This is a genomic window from Streptomyces sp. NPDC004539 (assembly GCF_040610055.1).
GTDB lineage: Bacteria > Actinomycetota > Actinomycetes > Streptomycetales > Streptomycetaceae > Streptomyces.
Genome location: NZ_JBEXLS010000008.1, coordinates 369565 through 385489 on the forward strand (window position 1 = coordinate 369565; position 15925 = coordinate 385489).

Annotated in this window: 13 protein-coding genes; 11 read left to right on the forward strand and 2 right to left on the reverse strand. The window is 70.7% G+C overall.

All coding sequences use genetic code 11. The features are described from left to right. Positions 1-6: 6 nt before the first annotated feature. Both ABZX85_RS19815 and ABZX85_RS19820 read left to right on the forward strand, forming a co-directional pair. Positions 7-1095 carry a hypothetical protein gene (locus ABZX85_RS19815; protein WP_355869986.1) on the forward strand — a complete coding sequence of 363 codons (1089 nt, stop codon included), beginning with the start codon at positions 7-9 and terminating at the stop codon, positions 1093-1095. A 322-nt stretch (positions 1096-1417) separates the two neighbouring features. After that, complete coding sequence (locus ABZX85_RS19820) at positions 1418-1939, forward strand: MarR family transcriptional regulator (RefSeq protein WP_355869846.1); 522 nt, start codon at positions 1418-1420, stop codon at positions 1937-1939. An 83-nt stretch (positions 1940-2022) separates the two neighbouring features. Here ABZX85_RS19820 and ABZX85_RS19825 read toward each other — a convergent pair whose 3' ends face one another. Beyond that, complete coding sequence (locus tag ABZX85_RS19825; RefSeq protein WP_355869849.1) at positions 2023-2703, reverse strand: class I SAM-dependent methyltransferase; 681 nt, start codon at positions 2701-2703, stop codon at positions 2023-2025. Positions 2704-2801: 98 nt separating this feature from the next. Here ABZX85_RS19825 and ABZX85_RS19830 point away from each other — a divergent pair, with 98 nt between their 5' ends. The 9 genes from ABZX85_RS19830 to ABZX85_RS19870 all read left to right on the forward strand — a co-directional run bounded on the left by ABZX85_RS19830 (position 2802) and on the right by ABZX85_RS19870 (position 14373). Continuing rightward, positions 2802-4091, forward strand: coding sequence for an MFS transporter (locus tag ABZX85_RS19830; protein ID WP_355869851.1), 1290 nt, complete (start codon positions 2802-2804; stop codon positions 4089-4091). 203 nt (positions 4092-4294) lie between these two features. After that, the gene (locus ABZX85_RS19835) at positions 4295-5686 is read left to right on the forward strand and encodes an amidohydrolase (RefSeq protein WP_355869989.1); all 1392 of its coding nucleotides are present in this window, start codon (positions 4295-4297) and stop codon (positions 5684-5686) included. 273 nt (positions 5687-5959) lie between these two features. Continuing rightward, positions 5960-7042, forward strand: a complete 1083-nt coding sequence (locus ABZX85_RS19840; RefSeq protein WP_355869854.1) for a BMP family ABC transporter substrate-binding protein — start codon at positions 5960-5962, stop codon at positions 7040-7042. A 191-nt stretch (positions 7043-7233) separates the two neighbouring features. Further along, positions 7234-8289: a BMP family ABC transporter substrate-binding protein gene (locus ABZX85_RS19845; protein WP_355869857.1), complete on the forward strand. Its 1056-nt coding sequence runs from the start codon at positions 7234-7236 to the stop codon at positions 8287-8289. Between the two features lie 283 nt (positions 8290-8572). Further along, a complete protein-coding gene (locus ABZX85_RS19850; protein WP_355869992.1) occupies positions 8573-10264 on the forward strand; it encodes an ABC transporter ATP-binding protein in 1692 nt (563 codons plus the stop codon). Further along, on the forward strand, positions 10261-11382 hold the full coding sequence (locus ABZX85_RS19855; protein WP_355869860.1) for an ABC transporter permease: 1122 nt from the start codon (positions 10261-10263) through the stop codon (positions 11380-11382). Before ABZX85_RS19850 ends, ABZX85_RS19855 begins: the two co-directional genes overlap by 4 nt. Then, positions 11382-12644 (forward strand): ABC transporter permease, encoded by a 1263-nt coding sequence (locus ABZX85_RS19860; RefSeq protein ID WP_355869863.1) that lies wholly within the window; start codon positions 11382-11384, stop codon positions 12642-12644. The genes ABZX85_RS19855 and ABZX85_RS19860 overlap by 1 nt, the downstream gene beginning before the upstream one ends. Beyond that, positions 12641-13030 carry a cytidine deaminase gene (locus ABZX85_RS19865; RefSeq protein ID WP_355869866.1) on the forward strand — a complete coding sequence of 130 codons (390 nt, stop codon included), beginning with the start codon at positions 12641-12643 and terminating at the stop codon, positions 13028-13030. The genes ABZX85_RS19860 and ABZX85_RS19865 overlap by 4 nt, the downstream gene beginning before the upstream one ends. 59 nt (positions 13031-13089) lie before the next feature. After that, positions 13090-14373 (forward strand): thymidine phosphorylase, encoded by a 1284-nt coding sequence (locus tag ABZX85_RS19870; protein ID WP_355869869.1) that lies wholly within the window; start codon positions 13090-13092, stop codon positions 14371-14373. A 64-nt stretch (positions 14374-14437) separates the two neighbouring features. Here ABZX85_RS19870 and ABZX85_RS19875 read toward each other — a convergent pair whose 3' ends face one another. Beyond that, entirely contained in the window at positions 14438-15346 is a 909-nt protein-coding gene (locus ABZX85_RS19875) for a carbon-nitrogen hydrolase family protein (protein ID WP_355869872.1), read from the reverse strand. Positions 15347-15925 lie beyond the last annotated feature (579 nt).

Consider the following 15925-nt stretch of genomic DNA (forward strand, 5'->3'; position numbering starts at 1 on the left):
GCCGCGCTGGGTCCGGAGGCCGGAGCCGATGTCGCGCCGGGGCCGGATCTGGGCGATGCCCCGAACTCCCGTCCTGGCCCCGGCACTTCCCGGGTGCCGGGGGCGCGGGCCGGGGGGTCGGCGGCGGGCGGTGGCGGGATCGTGCTGGTCGTGCTGGCTCCCAACGACCCCATGACGCGCGGGCAGTTGAGGCGGATGGCCGAACTCGCCCGGGAAGAGGGGCATGTGGTGCGGTGGGAGGAGGCGCGTGGGGGTACGGCGGCGCCGTTCCGGACCGTCGGAGGGCTGTCGCGGATGCTGCGGCGGGCCCGGCGGGTGGTGATGGGCGATCCGTTCTCCCGGTACGTGCAGCTCCTGCTGACCATCACGCGGGCCCCCGAACTCGTCGTCGTCGACGACGGGACCGCGACCATGGAGTTCGTCGGCCAACTCGCCCGCGGTGAACGCCTCGTGCGCTGGCACCGCAAGGGCGGTCGCCCCGGACCGCGTGACCTCATCTTCGCGCCGGTGTCCTCCTCGGCCCGGCGCCGGCTCACCCCGAGCGGGCGCCGCCGGGTCGAGGTGTTCTCGGCGATGCCGATCGAGGACGCGCCGAAGGACGTGCACCTCACGGAGAACACGTTCGCGTGGACCCGGGAGCGGTTTGGTCCGCCGAGCGTCACCAAGGGGGCGGACATGGTCGGAACCTCCCTGGTGGAGACGGGAGTTGTCGACGAGGAGCGGTATCTGGAGGCGGTCCGGCAGCTGGCCAGGACCCATGGCGTGACCCGTTACTTCGCCCACCGCCGCGAGTCCACCGACAAACTCCACCGCCTCCAGACGGAGTCGGGCCTGGAGATCGTCCGCCCCGAACTCCCCCTCGAACTCATCGCCCGCCGCGGCCCCATCGGCGGTACGGTCCTCAGCTTCCCCTCCACCGTCGTCCACACCCTCCCCATCGCCCTCGCCGGCACCGGCGTCCGCGTCACCGTCTGCGACATCGACCCCGACTGGCTGACGACCCACGCCTCCCCCCGCGCCCAGGGCTTCCTCTCGGGCGTGACGGGAACGGCCCGGGACGTGCACCGGCTGGCGTCGGTGAGCGGGGTCGGCTGAGCGAGGCGGGTCCTCCAGGCGGGGGGCGTCGACCTGGAGGCGGAGACAGGGCGAGATCCTTCGGGTTCTCCCCTGTGGGCGGGGCGGGTTGCCCGGCGACGTGGCTGACGGGGTCGTACTCCGGCGGCCGGCGGCCGGCGTCGTCGGGGTGATCCACCGCCCGGCCTTCCCTCGCACGTCACCCCGGAGGGAGCCGCGAGCGGCGGTGGAGGTCGGGTCCCGTCGGGCCGACCCTCCGTGGAACGGGGGGTTGTGCGGTGACCGCCCCGGTGTGGATGCTGCCCCAGGGCCGAATCGTCGGAAGATCGGGGCGGGAGTGCGTATGGAGGGGAACTCGCCGGTGCGGGGGGCGGTGGGGGTGGCGGACGCGGAGGCCGACGACGTCGTGTCCGTGGTGATGGCGGCGTCGCGGCTGGTGATGGGGATGTCGGCGCGGGCGCTCGCGGAGGTCGACGAGTCGCTGTCGCTCGCCCAACTCCGCACGCTCGTCGCGCTGGAGGGCTGCGGGCCCGTCAAACTGGCCGTGCTGGCCGAGGTGTTGGGGGTGAACTCGTCCACCGCGCTGCGGTCCGTCATGCGGCTGGAGCAGGTCGGTCTCGTCGACCGGCGGGCCAGTGAGGTCAGTCGCCGCGAGGTGGTCCTGAGCCTGACCGGTCGCGGCGCGGAACTCGTCCGCCAGGTCCTGGAACACCGCCGCCGCGAGGTCGAGAAACTCGTCGACGGCGTCCCCCCGAGAGTCCGCGCGGGCCTCGTCACGGGCCTGCGCGCCCTGCTGGAGACCGCGGGCGACCGCTCGATCGTCATCCCGGGTACGACGGAGGAGTTCAGGGGCGGGATGGGGTGAGGGGCGGGGAGCGCGGGGGCTGAGGTAGGGCGGGGGTGGTGGGAGGGGCCGGGAGATCCGGGCTCGTCTCCGCAGCCCCGCCGTTACAGCCCCGCCCCCGCCCCTTCCACCCGCTCCGCCTTCCGGGCCAGCAGGAACGCCCGTGCGCGGTTGGCGCCCTCCGGGGGCTGGAGGACGCAGAGGGCCTCGACGGGGAGGCCGTACTCCGTGAGGAGGGTGGCGAAGCGGGTGGGGTCGTGCCAGTGGTAGTCGAGGTTGATGTCGTGGCCGAAGCGTTCCGTGATGCGGAGGCGGGTCGTGGTGTTGTCGATCTGGAAGCAGAGGAGGACATAGCCGCCGGGCACCAGGACGCGGCTGAACTCCTTGCAGAGGGCGGGGAGTTCGGACTCCGGTACGTGGATCACCGAGAACAGCGAGAAGATGCCGCCCAGCGTCTCGTCGGGGAGGTCCAGCGCGGTCATCGTCCCGACGTGGAACCGCAGTTCGGGATGCGCCTGCCGGGCCAGCGCCACCATCCTCGGCGACAGGTCCACCCCGAACACCCGCACGCCCAACTCCTGGAGATGAGCCGTCACATGCCCCGGCCCACTCCCCAGATCCGCCACCGGCTCCGACCCCCTAGCCTTCACCAACTCCGCGAAGGCGCCCACGAGTCCACGATCCACAGGCCGATCCCCGAGCCCACTCGGAAACTGCTCCGAGTACTCCTCGGCGATCTTGTCGTACGAGTCCCGGGTGTTGTGTATGAAGTCCGCGTCGGTCACGGGGGGACCCTATCCGCCGAACGTGACGAGGCTTCGCCGGGCGAGCCTCCCCCGGGTCGGCCACCTGTCACCTCCCTCCGACCTCAAGGCCAAAATCAATGAACCCCGACCTCCGGCGCCGCTACGTCGTCAACACCGCCCTCTTCTGGTTACCCATCGGCCTGGGAGTCGCCCCCGCGGTGCTTCTGTTCGCCGAGCGTGGGCTCGGCACGGCGGCGGTGGCGGTGGTTGTCGCTGTGCACTCGTTCACCGCGGCCGGGCTGGAGCTTCCGACCGGGGGGCTTTCCGATGTGCTTGGCAGGAGGTGGGTGCTCGCGGCGGCGGGTGTGTTGATGTGTGCCGCGTTTCTGCTGGTGGGGTTGGGGGGTACGGCGGTGTTGCTGGGGGTCGGGATGGGGTTGAAGGGTGCGGCGCGGGCGCTCTCCAGTGGGCCTGCCGAGGCTTGGTACGTGGATGCGGTCAGGGCGAAGGAGGGGGAGGGGGCGGAGTTGCGGAGCGGCCTCGCGCGGGGCGCGACCGCGTCGTCCGTGGCGCTGGCCGTGGGGACGGTGGCCGGCGGGGTGCTGCCGTGGGCGTTCGGGAGAGGGGGGTACGGGGAACAACTGGGCGAGGCGACCGGGGGAGCGGTGCTGCCGTTGTCGCTGCCGATGCTGCTCGGGGCCGTTCTGGCGCTCGGGTTCAGCTGTCACTCCCTCCTCGCCCTGCGTGAGCCGCCCCGGCCCAGGGCGACCCTCGGGGGAGTGCTGCGCGGGGTGCCCGTCACCGTCGTGGACGGGGTGCGGCTCGCCGCGCGGGACGGCGTCGTCCGCAGGGTGGTGCTGACCTCGGCCGCGGCGGGCAGCGCGTTCGCGGTGATCGAACTGCTGACGCCGGGGCGGGTGGCCGCGCTGACCGGCGGCGCGGAGTCGGGAGCCGTCGGGTACGGCGGCCTCGCGACCGCCGGCTTTCTCTGCTCGGCCTGCGGAAGCCTGCTCGCGCCCCTCCTGCGGGGCGGCCGGCGGGCCGTCCTGCTGGGGACGGCCGCCGCGACCCTCGCGCTGCTCCTCCTCGGGGCCGGCGCAGCCGCCGTGGCCGTCGCCGGATACGCCGTGTTCTACGTCACTCTCGGTGTCGTCAACCCGAACCTGAACGAGCTGCTGCACCACCGCGTCCCGGACGACCGCCGCGCCACCGCGCTCTCCGTCCAGTCGCTCGCACTCCAACTCACCGCCGCCACAACGGGGTTGATCATCGGCCCGCTGGCCGGTGACGGACTCCTGCCCTGGCTGTTTCCCCTCGGCGCCTTCCTCGCGACAGCCCTGCTCTGGACCAGGCCGCTACGCGAAGTAACCGCCCAGCAACCGGTTTCAGCAGATGGACAGGACCGGCGGGTCACCGATCTCTCGTGATAAGGGTGGTGGTCCGGGAAAACCCGGACGGGTTTGTGGATCGCCGCCTGCGGTACCCCTCGCACGAGCGGGCGAGTTTACCCAGCCGCCCTGCCAGCCATGCGCCGCGCGGCCACTTTTCTTCGCCTGACGGGCTGAAGTTTTGTGGTTCACGGGTCAGTTGACCACCTCGGCGTCCTACCCTTCAGAGGGTGAAGCAACTGATGTCCCGAGAGCCCGAAGCCGGTCCGGCCGGAGAAACGCCGCTCCCCGGCGTCCTTCCGGAGGCGCTGTTCGCCGAACTGGTCGCCTTCCGCCGCGACGTGCACATGCACCCCGAGCTCGGCAACCAGGAGTTCCGCACGACGGCCGCGATCAAGGCCCGCCTGGAGAAGGCCGGCCTCAGGCCGCGCGTCCTCTCCGGCGGCACCGGACTCGTCTGCGACATCGGCATCGACGACGCCCCCGCCCCCGGCGGCAGACCCACCGCGCGGCGGCCCGACGGCGCCAAGCCCAACACCCTGGCCGCAGCCGAGCCCAACACCCTCGCCGCCGCCAAGCCGAGCGCTCTCGCCGCCGCCGAGCCCGGTGCCCTCCCCGCCGCCCCCCTCGCCGACGGCCCCTCCACCCCCGGCATCTTCGCCCTCCGCGCCGACATCGACGCCCTCCCCATCCCCGACACCAAGACGGCCTGCGCCTACCGGTCGACCGTCCCCGACCGCGCCCACGCCTGCGGCCACGACGTGCACACCACCGTCGTCCTCGGCGCCGGCCTCGTCCTCGCGGAGCTGCACCGCCAGGGCCGCCTTCCGCGCCCGGTCCGGCTGATCTTCCAGCCCGCCGAGGAGATCCTCCCCGGCGGCGCGTCGGACGCGATCGAGGACGGCGCCCTGGAGGGCGTCGGCCGGATCATCGCCGTGCACTGCGACCCCCGGGTCGACGCCGGGAAGATCGGGCTCAGGGAAGGCGCCATCACCTCCGCCTGCGACCGGCTGGAGATCTCCCTCGACGGCCCCGGCGGCCACACCGCCCGCCCCCACCTCACGACCGACCTCGTGACCGCCGCCGCGCGCGTCGTCGTCGACGTCCCCGCCCTGGTCGGACGGCGTGTCGACACCCGCGCGGGGCTCGCCGTCACCTGGGGCCGGATCGAGTGCGGGCACGCCCCGAACGTGATCCCGCAGCACGCCGAGCTCTCCGGCACCGTCCGCTGCCTCGACATCGAGGCGTGGCGCCAGGCCCCGGACATCGTCGTCGCCGCCATCGACGAGGTCGCGAACATGCACCACGCCAAGTCGGAGATCAACTACGTCCGCGGCGTCCCCCCGGTCGTCAACGACCCCGAGGTCACCGGCCTGCTCCGGGACGCGATGACGGCCCGGCGCGGCGCGGACTCCGTCGAGGGCACCGAGCAGAGCCTCGGCGGCGAGGACTTCTCCTGGTACCTGGAGCAGGTCCCCGGCGCGATGGCCCGCCTCGGCGTCCGCACCCCGGGCGAGCGGACCGTGCGCGACCTCCACCAGGGGAACTTCGACGCGGACGAGCACGCCATCACCGTCGGCGTCGAGCTGTTCACCGCCGCCGCGCTGCTGGACGCGGCGACGAGAACGGCGTAACCGGTTTCTGAGAAGGGGCGCGTGCCGGGATTCCGGTAAGCGCCCCTTTGTCGTACCCCGTCACCTTGGCGTAACCCCGTGTGCCCGGTCGTAACGCGGACTCGGCACGAATCGATAACGGCACGGAGAAACCCCGTTCCCCTCCTCTTCTACGCGCGTTACGGTGCCCGAAATCGCCACCGAGAACGGCTTGTTGGGGGAGCCTTCGCGGAGGGCTCCACCATGGGGAAAACGGGCCGCGCGCGGTGCCGTGGGGAAGTAAGGGGACTCGTCATGCGTCATCGGATATCCAGAGGGACCCAGGTCGCGGCGGTCGTCGCCGCCCTCGCGTTCGCCGCCACCGCCTGTGGCGAGTCCAGCACCAGCAGCAGCACGAAGACGCCGGAGGCGAGCGGTTCCTCGGCGGGCGGCTACTCCGGCAAGGGCATCGGCCTCGCGTACGACATCGGCGGCAAGGGCGACCAGTCCTTCAACGACGCCGCCTACGCGGGCATGGAGAAGGCCATGGCCGACTTCAAGGTCCCCGGCCGGGACGTCGAGCCGCAGGACGGCGAGTCCGACGCGGACAAGATCCAGCGGCTGACCCAGCTCGCGCAGGCCGGCTACAACCCGGTGATCGGCGTCGGCTTCGTCTACGGGCCGGCCGTCAAGGAGGTCGCCGCGAAGTTCCCGAACACCACCTTCGGGATCATCGACGACGAGACCGTCCAGGCGAAGAACGTCGCCGACATGGTCTTCCACGAGGAGCAGGGCTCCTACCTCGCGGGCGTCGCCGCGGCCAAGGCCACCAAGAAGAAGCACGTCGGCTTCATCGGCGGCGTCAACATCCCGCTGATCCAGAAGTTCGAGGCGGGCTTCGTCCAGGGCGTGCAGTCGGTCGACAAGAGCATCAAGATCGAGTCGCAGTACCTGACCGAGACCCCCGCCGAGGGCGGCTTCTCCAGCCCCGACAAGGGCAAGGCGGGCGCGAGCGGCCAGATCGACGCCGGCGCGGACGTCGTCTACGGCGCGGCCGGCCTCTCCAACCAGGGCATCATCAGCGAGGCCGCCGCCAAGAAGGTCTGGGCGATCGGCGTCGACTCCGACCAGTACAGCCAGTCCGCGCTGGCCGCGTACAAGGACTACATCCTCGGCTCCGCCACGAAGAACGTCGGCGGCGCGGTGTACGACCTGGTGAAGTCCGTCGTGGACGGCAAGCCGCTGAGCGGGACCGTGCGCGGCTCGCTCTCCAACGACGGGGTCGGCTTCTCCGACACGAACCCGAAGTACAAGGCGATGACGGATGTCGTGGCGGCCGTGAACCAGGCCAAGAAGGACATCATCGACGGCAAGGTGACGGTCAAGACCACGAAGTGATCTTTCCCGTTTCACCCGTACGCCCCTCGCTTCGCGCGAGGGGCGTATTGCTGTCCGTAATCTGAGACCAGAATGTGGCCACAGGTCGGTAACGGACCGGACAGAAGGGTTTTTCCTGCCGGTCTACGCGCGTTACGCTGCCGCGGAACCAGCGCCTGGTATAGGGCGCTTGCACAAAGGAGTCTCGCACCATGCGCCGGGTTTCCCGTCTCACGCTCGCGGGTGTCTGTACCGCAGCACTCGCCGTGACCGTTTCCGCCTGCGGAAGCTCGTCCACGTCGTCCTCGTCGTCCTCCTCCGAGAAGAAGAACCTGGGCCTCGCGCTCGCGTACGACGTCGGTGGCAAGGGCGACCAGTCCTTCAACGACGCGGCGACCGCCGGTCTGGAGAAGGCCGACAAGGAGTTCGGCTACAAGTCCAACGCGGTCGAGCCGCAGGACGGCGAGTCCGACGCCGACAAGGTGCAGCGCCTGGAGAGCCTGGCCAAGCAGGGCTACAACCCCGTCATCGGGGTCGGCTACGCGTACGCGCCGGCCGTCAAGGACGTCGCCGCGAAGTACCCGAAGGTCACCTTCGGCATCGTCGACGACAACACGATCAAGGCCGCGAACGTCGCCGACCTCGTCTTCCACGAGGAGCAGGCGTCCTACCTCGCGGGGGTCGCCGCCGCGAAGGCCACGAAGACCAAGACCGTCGGCTTCGTCGGTGGCGTGAACGTGCCGCTGATCCAGAAGTTCGAGGCGGGCTTCCGGCAGGGCGTCACGGACACCGACAAGAGCGTCAAGGTCAAGTCGCAGTACCTGACCGAGACGGCGGCCGAGGGCGGCTTCTCCAGCCCCGACAAGGGCGAGTCCGCCGCGGACGGCCAGATCGACGCGGGCGCGGACGTCATCTACGCCGCCGCCGGTCTCTCCGGGCAGGGTGTCATCAAGGCCGCCGCCGCGAAGAAGATCTGGGCGATCGGGGTCGACTCCGACCAGTACAACCAGACCGCGCTGGCCTCGTACAAGGACTACATCCTGACGTCGGCCATGAAGAACGTCGCGGGCGCCGTGTACGACCTCGCGAAGTCCGTCAAGGACGGCAAGCCGCAGTCCGGCGAGATCCGGGGCTCCCTGTCCAACGGCGGTGTGTCGCTGTCGAACTCGAACCCGAAGTTCGCGGACGACACGGCGATCCAGGACGCGGTGAAGAAGGCGGAAGAGGGCATCAAGGCGGGGACGATCACCGTCAAGACGACTGTCTGACGATCGCGGGTCGTTCGGGGGATCGGCCCCGCGCCCCTGGGTGCGCTGAAGCCGCCGTCCCCCGTAATGACACCGTTACCGCTCTCGAACGGGGTGCGTGGAGGATCGCCTCCCTGCACCCCGTTCGCGCGGCAGAATGCTCGGAACAGATCGTGACCGAAAATGTTCGATCACCTCCGGGCTCTATTTACAGTAGGGGCGCTACGCGCGTAGATGGCCCCTTTCTCAAGGAGAGTGCGCCATCGACGCGTCCAGCAGCCCTCCGCCCACCGCAGAGTCGACGATCGCGGTTGAGCTGGCGGGCATCACCAAACGCTTTCCCGGGGTCGTCGCCAACCACGACATCCACCTGACCGTCCACAAGGGCACCGTGCACGCCCTGGTCGGGGAGAACGGCGCCGGAAAGTCGACGCTGATGAAGATCCTCTACGGCATGCAGAAGCCGGACGAGGGCACGATCACGGTCGACGGCGAGCAGGTCGCCTTCGCCAGCCCCGGCGACGCCATCGCGCGCGGCATCGGCATGGTCCACCAGCACTTCATGCTGGCCGACAACCTGACGGTCCTGGAGAACGTCGTCCTCGGCAGCGAGAAGCTGTACGGGATCGGCGCCGGCGCCCGCAAGAAGATCAAGGAGATCTCGGACCGCTACGGCCTCGGCGTCCGCCCCGACGCCCTCGTCGAGGACCTCGGTGTCGCCGAACGCCAGCGCGTCGAGATCCTCAAGGTCCTCTTCCGCGGCGCCCGCACGCTGATCCTCGACGAGCCGACGGCCGTCCTCGTCCCCCAGGAGGTCGACGCCCTCTTCGGCAACCTCCGTGAGCTGAAGTCCGAGGGCCTCTCGGTCATCTTCATCTCCCACAAGCTCGGCGAGGTCCTCTCCGTCGCGGACGACATCACCGTCATCCGGCGCGGTACGACGGTCGGTACGGCGATCCCCTCGCGGACGACCCCCCGCCAGCTCGCGGAGCTGATGGTCGGCAGCGAACTCCCCACGCCGGAGACCTCGGAGTCGACGGTCACGGACCGCGCGGTCGTGACGGTCGAGGACCTGACGGTGTACGCGGCCGGCGGGGCCTCCATCGGCGCCTCGGCCGGCGTCGAGGGCCAGCCCGCCGGAGAGGTCAAGAAGGTCCTCGACGGCGTCTCCTTCACCATCCACGCCGGCGAGGTCATGGGCATCGCCGGCGTCGAGGGCAACGGCCAGACCGAGCTGATCGACGCGCTGATCGGCACGAAGAACGCCGACTCCGGGACGATCGCCTTCCTCGGCGAGGACATCACCCCCTGGCCGACCCGCAAGCGCCGCGAGTCCGGCGTCGGCTACATCCCCGAGGACCGCCACCGCCAGGGCCTCCTGCTGGAGTCCCCCCTCTGGGAGAACCGCATCCTCGGGCACGTCACCGAGAAGCCCAACGCGAAGGGCTTCTGGCTCGACCCCAAGGGCGCCCAGGCCGACACCCGCCGGATCGTCGAGGAGTACGACGTCCGCACGCCCGGCATCGACGTCACCGCCGCCTCCCTGTCCGGCGGCAACCAGCAGAAGCTGATCGTCGGCCGCGAGATGAGCCACGACCCGAAGTTCCTGATCGCCGCGCACCCGACGCGTGGCGTGGACGTCGGCGCGCAGGCCCAGATCTGGGACCGCATCCGGGAGGCCCGCCGCGAGGGCCTCGCCGTCCTCCTGATCTCCGCCGACCTCGACGAGCTGATCGGCCTGTCCGACACGCTCCGGGTCATCTACGACGGCAAGCTGGTCGCCGACGCGGACCCGGCGACGATCACGCCGGAGGAGCTGGGGTCGGCGATGACGGGCGCGGCGAGCGGACACCTGGAGCACACGGAGGAGGCCGAGGCCGACGCCGATGGGGCCCCCGTCGTCGTACGAGCCGATGATCGGCCCGCCGCCGAAGCCACCACCGAAGCCGAATCCGCCGAAGGCACCGGCGCTGAAGGGGAGACCGACGCCCGATGAAGAAGTTCGACAAGGAGCGCGTGCTCCTCGCGGTGGCCGGCCCGGTCATCGCGCTCGTCGCGGCGATCCTGCTGACCTCGGTCGTGCTGCTCGCCTCCGGCAAGAACCCGATCGAGCCGTACCGGCTGATGCTGGAGCAGATCCCCTACTCCGACATCCAGGTCCTGATCATCAACCAGGCGTCGATGTACTACATCGCGGCGCTGGCGGTGGCCCTCGGCTTCCGGATGAACCTGTTCAACATCGGCGTCGACGGCCAGTACCGCCTCGGCGCCCTGGTCACGGCGATCGTCGGCGCGCACGTCGCGCTCCCGGGGTTCCTCCAGATCCCGCTGCTCCTCCTGGTCGGCGCGCTGACCGGCGCGATGTGGGCCGGGATCGCGGGCGTCCTCAAGGTCACCCGGGGCGTCTCCGAGGTCGTCGCGACGATCATGCTGAACTCGATCGCGACCAGCCTCATCGGCTACCTCACCCTCCGCGACAACTTCGGCGTCCTCGTCGGTGACAACGTCACGACCGGCGTCATGAAGGACTCCGGCTGGATGCCCGGCATCAACCTCGGCGCGGACGTCGGCGAGATCTACGGCCTGGTCTTCCTCGCGATCGCCCTCGGCGTCGCGTACTGGGTCGTCCTCAACCGCACCCGCTTCGGCTTCGACCTGCGCGCCACCGGCGAGTCCGAGACGGCCGCCGCCGCGTCCGGCGTCGACGCCAAGAAGATGGTCGTCACCGCGATGCTGGTCTCCGGTGCCGTCGCCGGCATCTCCGGCCTCCCGCTGCTGCTGGGCGACGCCCACACCTACAGCCTGAGCTTCCCGGCGGGCCTCGGCTTCACCGCCATCGGCATCGCCCTCCTCGGCCGCAACAACCCCGGCGGCATCGCGCTCGCCGCGCTGCTGTGGGCCTTCCTCGACAAGGCGTCCCCCGCGCTCGACTACGCCATGCCGGTGGCGTACGAGAAGGAGATCGCCACGATCATGCAGGGCCTGATCGTCTTCGCCGTCGTCATCTCGTACGAGGCCGTACGGCAGTGGGGTCTGCGCCGTCAGCAGAAGCAGGTCGGCGCGCAGCTCGCCGCCGAAGCCGCTCAGAACGTCAAGAAGGAGGTGGCGGTCTGATGGCCACCGCGACCGTCGCCAAGCCCCAGGCGAAGCAGCCCGGCAAGGGCAGCCGCCGACTCTCCCTGCCGGTACTCCTGCTGATCATCGCGGGCGTGCTGGTCCTGACCTCGATCGTGCGCCTGATCTCCGGCGCCGACGGCATCACCTCCACCGGCCAGATGTCCACGGCCCTGCGGCTCGCCGTGCCGATCGGCCTCGCCGGTCTCGGCGGTCTCTGGGCCGAGCGGGCCGGCGTCGTCAACATCGGCCTCGAAGGCATGATGATCCTCGGCACCTGGTTCGGTGCCTGGGCCGGCTACCAGTGGGGGCCGTGGACGGGTGTCGTCTTCGGCATCCTCGGCGGCGCGCTCGGCGCCGTCCTGCACGCGATCGCCACCGTCACCTTCAACGTCAACCACATCGTCTCCGGTGTGGCGCTGAACATCCTGGCCCTCGGCCTGACCCGCTACCTCTCGAAGTTCACCTTCGAGGACGCGCCGCAGGGCTCCTCCAAGCAGTCCCCGCCGATCGACTCGCTCGGCAACTTCGACATCCCAGGGCTCTCCGGCTGGCTGGAGACCCTGAACGACAAGCACTGGTTCCTGGTCTCCGACATCGCGGGCCTGGTCGGCGGTCTGGTGACGAACCTGTCCCCGCTGACGGTCATCGCGGTCGCGCTCGTCCCGCTGACCTGGTGGGTGCTGTGGCGCACGGCGTTCGGGCTGCGTCTGCGGTCCTGCGGTGAGAACCCGGTGGCGGCGGAGTCCCTCGGCGTCAACGTCTACAAGTACAAGTACCTCGCGGTCATCATCTCGGGTGGTTTCGCGGGCCTCGGAGGGGCGTTCCTCTCCATCGTCGCCTCGAACGTCTACCTCGACGGCCAGACCGCCGGGCGCGGCTACATCGGCCTCGCGGCCATGATCTTCGGCAACTGGATGCCGGGCGGCCTCGCGCTCGGCGCGGGCCTCTTCGGCTACACCGACAGCCTGAACCTGCGCGGCGGCACGACCAACGTGCACGCGCTGCTCCTGCTGCTCGCGATGGTGCTGGTGGCGGCTGCGGCGTACCAGATCTGGAAGAAGAAGTACGTAGCGGCGGCGATCTCCCTGGTCATCTCTGTCGTGATGTTCGTCTGGTACGCGAACACGGACGAGGTTCCGCGCCAACTCGTCACCGCCGCGCCCTACTTGGTCACCCTCCTCGTCCTCTCCTTCTCCGCACAGCGCCTGCGCATGCCGAAGGCGGACGGGCTGCCGTACCGGAAGGGGCAGGGCAAGTGACCTTCGACTGGGCGGAGTTGAGGGCGCTCGCGCACGAGGCGATGACGCACGCGTACGCGCCGTACTCGAACTACCCGGTCGGCGTGGCGGCGTTGGTCGACGACGGCCGCACGGTCTCCGGCTGCAACGTGGAGAACGCGTCGTACGGCATCGGTCTGTGCGCGGAGTGCGGTCTCGTCTCGGAGCTGCACCGCACGGGCGGCGGCCGGCTGACGCACTTCACGTGCGTCGACGGCAACGGCGATGTGCTGGTCCCCTGCGGACGCTGCCGACAACTGCTGTACGAGCACGGCGGCCCCGGCCTCCTGCTGGAAACCCCTGAGGGGATTCTCCCCCTCTCCGAGATGCTCCCCCAGGCTTTCGGGCCGGGGCACCTCACCAAGTAACACCCGTGCGGCCCCCCTTGCTCACAGGGGGGCCGCTGTATGGAAGGAACACCCACCCCATGGCCATGGACGTCATCTCCGTCATCCGCACCAAGCGGGACCGCGCCGAACTCACCGACGAGCAGATCGACTGGGTCATCGACGCGTACACCCGGGGCGAGGTCGCCGACGAGCAGATGTCCTCGCTCGCCATGGCCATCCTCCTCAACGGCATGAACCGCCGCGAGATCGCCCGCTGGACGGCCGCGATGATCGCGTCCGGCGAGCGCATGAACTTCGACTCCCTGTCCCGCCCGACCGCCGACAAGCACTCCACGGGCGGCGTCGGCGACAAGATCACCCTCCCGCTGGCCCCCCTGGTCGCGGCGTGCGGCGCGGCGGTCCCCCAGCTCTCGGGCCGGGGCCTCGGCCACACCGGCGGCACCCTCGACAAGCTGGAGTCGATCCCGGGCTGGCGCGCGCTCCTCTCCAACGAGGAGATGCTCTCCGTCCTGGACGGCACCGGCGCCGTGATCTGCGCGGCGGGCGACGGCCTGGCCCCGGCGGACAAGAAGCTGTACGCCCTGCGGGACGTCACCGGCACGGTCGAGGCGATCCCGCTGATCGCCTCCTCGATCATGTCCAAGAAGATCGCCGAGGGCACGGGTTCGCTGGTCCTGGACGTGAAGGTGGGCACGGGCGCCTTCATGAAGACGCTGGACGACGCCCGCGAACTGGCCTCCACGATGGTGGGCCTGGGCACGGACCACGGCGTCAAGACGGTCGCACTGCTGACGGACATGTCGACCCCCCTCGGCCTCACGGCGGGCAACGCCCTCGAAGTCCGCGAGTCGGTGGAGGTCCTGGCGGGCGGCGGCCCGTCCGACGTCGTCGAGCTGACGATCGCCCTGGCCCGCGAGATGCTCGACGCGGCGGGCGTCCGCGACGCCGACCCGGCGAAGGCGCTGGCCGACGGCTCCGCGATGGACGTCTGGCGCCGCATGATCGCGGCCCAGGGCGGCGACCCGGACGCGGCGCTGCCGGTGGCGCGCGAGCAGCACGTGGTCACGGCCGCCTCCTCGGGCGTCCTGACCCGCCTCGACGCCTACGACATCGGCATCGCGGCGTGGCGCCTCGGCGCCGGGCGCGCCCGCAAGGAGGACCCGGTGCAGGCCGGCGCCGGCGTGGAGATGCACGCGAAGCCGGGCGACACGGTGACGGCGGGCCAGCCGCTGCTGACGCTGCACACGGACACCCCGGACCGCTTCGCGTATGCGCTGGAGGCTGTGGAGGGCTCCTACGACATCGCCGCCTCCGGCACGGACTTCAAGGCGTCGCCGGTGGTGCTGGAGCGCATCGCCTGACCCCTCGCTCCGACCCGCGTGAGCCCCGTCCCGGCAGGTCGCCGGACGGGGCTCCGTCGCTGAGCTAGAAGGCCGCCGTCCGGTCCTCGCTGCGCGGGTCGGTCACCTGGTGCTCGGTGTAGATGCCCGACCGTGCCTCACGGCGCCAGGGACGCCCGTAGGCCACCGCGCCGGCGGCGGCCTCGGAACTGTCGTCGAGGTCCACGACGGCCACCGACGGCGAACCGTCCCTGGGGCACCGGGCGATCCAGTGGCCGTCGGGAGCGGCGATCCCGGACGGCGCGGTGGCGCTGTGCCGGGCCGGTCCCGAGAAGCTGACCCAGTAGCTGTTGGCCGAGGCGTGGCCCTGGGCCTGGGCCTGGGCGGCGAGGTTTCCCGGGGTGCCGCTGGTGGAGAAGAGGACGCAGTCGACGTCCAGCCTCTCGTACTCCGCGAACAGCTCCGGGTAGTGGATCTCCATGCCGAGCAGGCAGCCGAAGCGCGTGCCGTCGACCTCGAAGGTGACCGGTGAGACGCCCGGCGAGTACATGTACGAGACTTTCGTCCTCGACAGCAGGCGCTCGTCGTAGCGCGTGACGACGCTGCCGCGATCGGAGATGACGTAGAGGCTGTTGTGCGGGCGGTTCGGCTCGGTCAGGCGGTGCACGGACGCGATCACCGTCCACAGCCGCAGCTCGCGGGCCAGCGCGGCGATCGCGGCCAGCTCCGACTGGAGCACGGGCCACCGGCACCGCTCCCAGTCCGCCGGACCGACCTCGTCCGGGCCGTCGACGGACATCACGAACTTGCCCGGGAAGCAGAGCGCGCCTTCCGGAAAGTGCACGATCCTCGCTCCCCGCGCACCGGCCTCGCGCATCAGCGCACGGACCTCACGCCCGCTCTCGCGCAGCGCCTCGGCGTCTCGGGGGTCCTCGCGTACGAGCGTCTGCGCGACGGCGAGCCGCACGCTCCTGGGGTTCCTTGCTTCCGGCATGACGTCTCCCGATGGAGTCGGACGGAAGTGCCGGAGGGCGGACGTGTAGGACTCACCGGTCTTCGCGGCGCGGGCACGCACCTGGCGCTTGAAGTTCCTACGGGCTGTCATCGCGGCCTTCCACGCCTTGAGCGACGGCTCCCCAGCAACCTCGCCCGAGGCGATCGGGCTGCGACAACGACCTGAGACGCTGGTCCCTTTGCCTCCGACGGGGACCGCGCTGGGGACGGTCGGGGGAGGTTCGGCGTAGGCCACGCAGTCGGCCATGATGCCGTCGCTCGCGAGCCTCGTCAATGTCCTTCGACACGGCCGACACAGGTCTTGTCCCGCCTCGGAGCGACTCTTGCCGATGACGCCGAAGCCTGGAACGGGAGGAACTGGGCCGGGCCGTGGGACGACCAGATCGCGTTCGTCTTCGACGGTGGTGTGGCCGAGGTCGCCGAGCCGCTGCGTCCTCAGGACGAGGAACTGTCGGAGGCGAGGTTCGTGGATCTCGCGGAGGCCGGGGAGTTGCTGCGGGATCGGATGCGGCGTCGGCTGACATACGAACCCCCGCCGGGTGGGCGGGGGTTGCGCGGG

Excerpts from the sequence above, each read along its gene's own strand:
- ABZX85_RS19820 (WP_355869846.1), top strand. The coding sequence starts at position 1,418 with ATGGAGGGGAACTCGCCGGTGCGGGGGGCGGTGGGGGTGGCGGACGCG.
- ABZX85_RS19830 (WP_355869851.1), top strand. The coding sequence starts at position 2,802 with ATGAACCCCGACCTCCGGCGCCGCTACGTCGTCAACACCGCCCTCTTC.
- ABZX85_RS19835 (WP_355869989.1), top strand. The coding sequence starts at position 4,295 with ATGTCCCGAGAGCCCGAAGCCGGTCCGGCCGGAGAAACGCCGCTCCCC.
- ABZX85_RS19840 (WP_355869854.1), top strand. The coding sequence starts at position 5,960 with ATGCGTCATCGGATATCCAGAGGGACCCAGGTCGCGGCGGTCGTCGCC.
- ABZX85_RS19845 (WP_355869857.1), top strand. The coding sequence starts at position 7,234 with ATGCGCCGGGTTTCCCGTCTCACGCTCGCGGGTGTCTGTACCGCAGCA.
- ABZX85_RS19855 (WP_355869860.1), top strand. The coding sequence starts at position 10,261 with ATGAAGAAGTTCGACAAGGAGCGCGTGCTCCTCGCGGTGGCCGGCCCG.
- ABZX85_RS19860 (WP_355869863.1), top strand. The coding sequence starts at position 11,382 with ATGGCCACCGCGACCGTCGCCAAGCCCCAGGCGAAGCAGCCCGGCAAG.
- ABZX85_RS19870 (WP_355869869.1), top strand. The coding sequence starts at position 13,090 with ATGGCCATGGACGTCATCTCCGTCATCCGCACCAAGCGGGACCGCGCC.
- ABZX85_RS19875 (WP_355869872.1), bottom strand. The coding sequence starts at position 15,346 with ATGCCGGAAGCAAGGAACCCCAGGAGCGTGCGGCTCGCCGTCGCGCAG.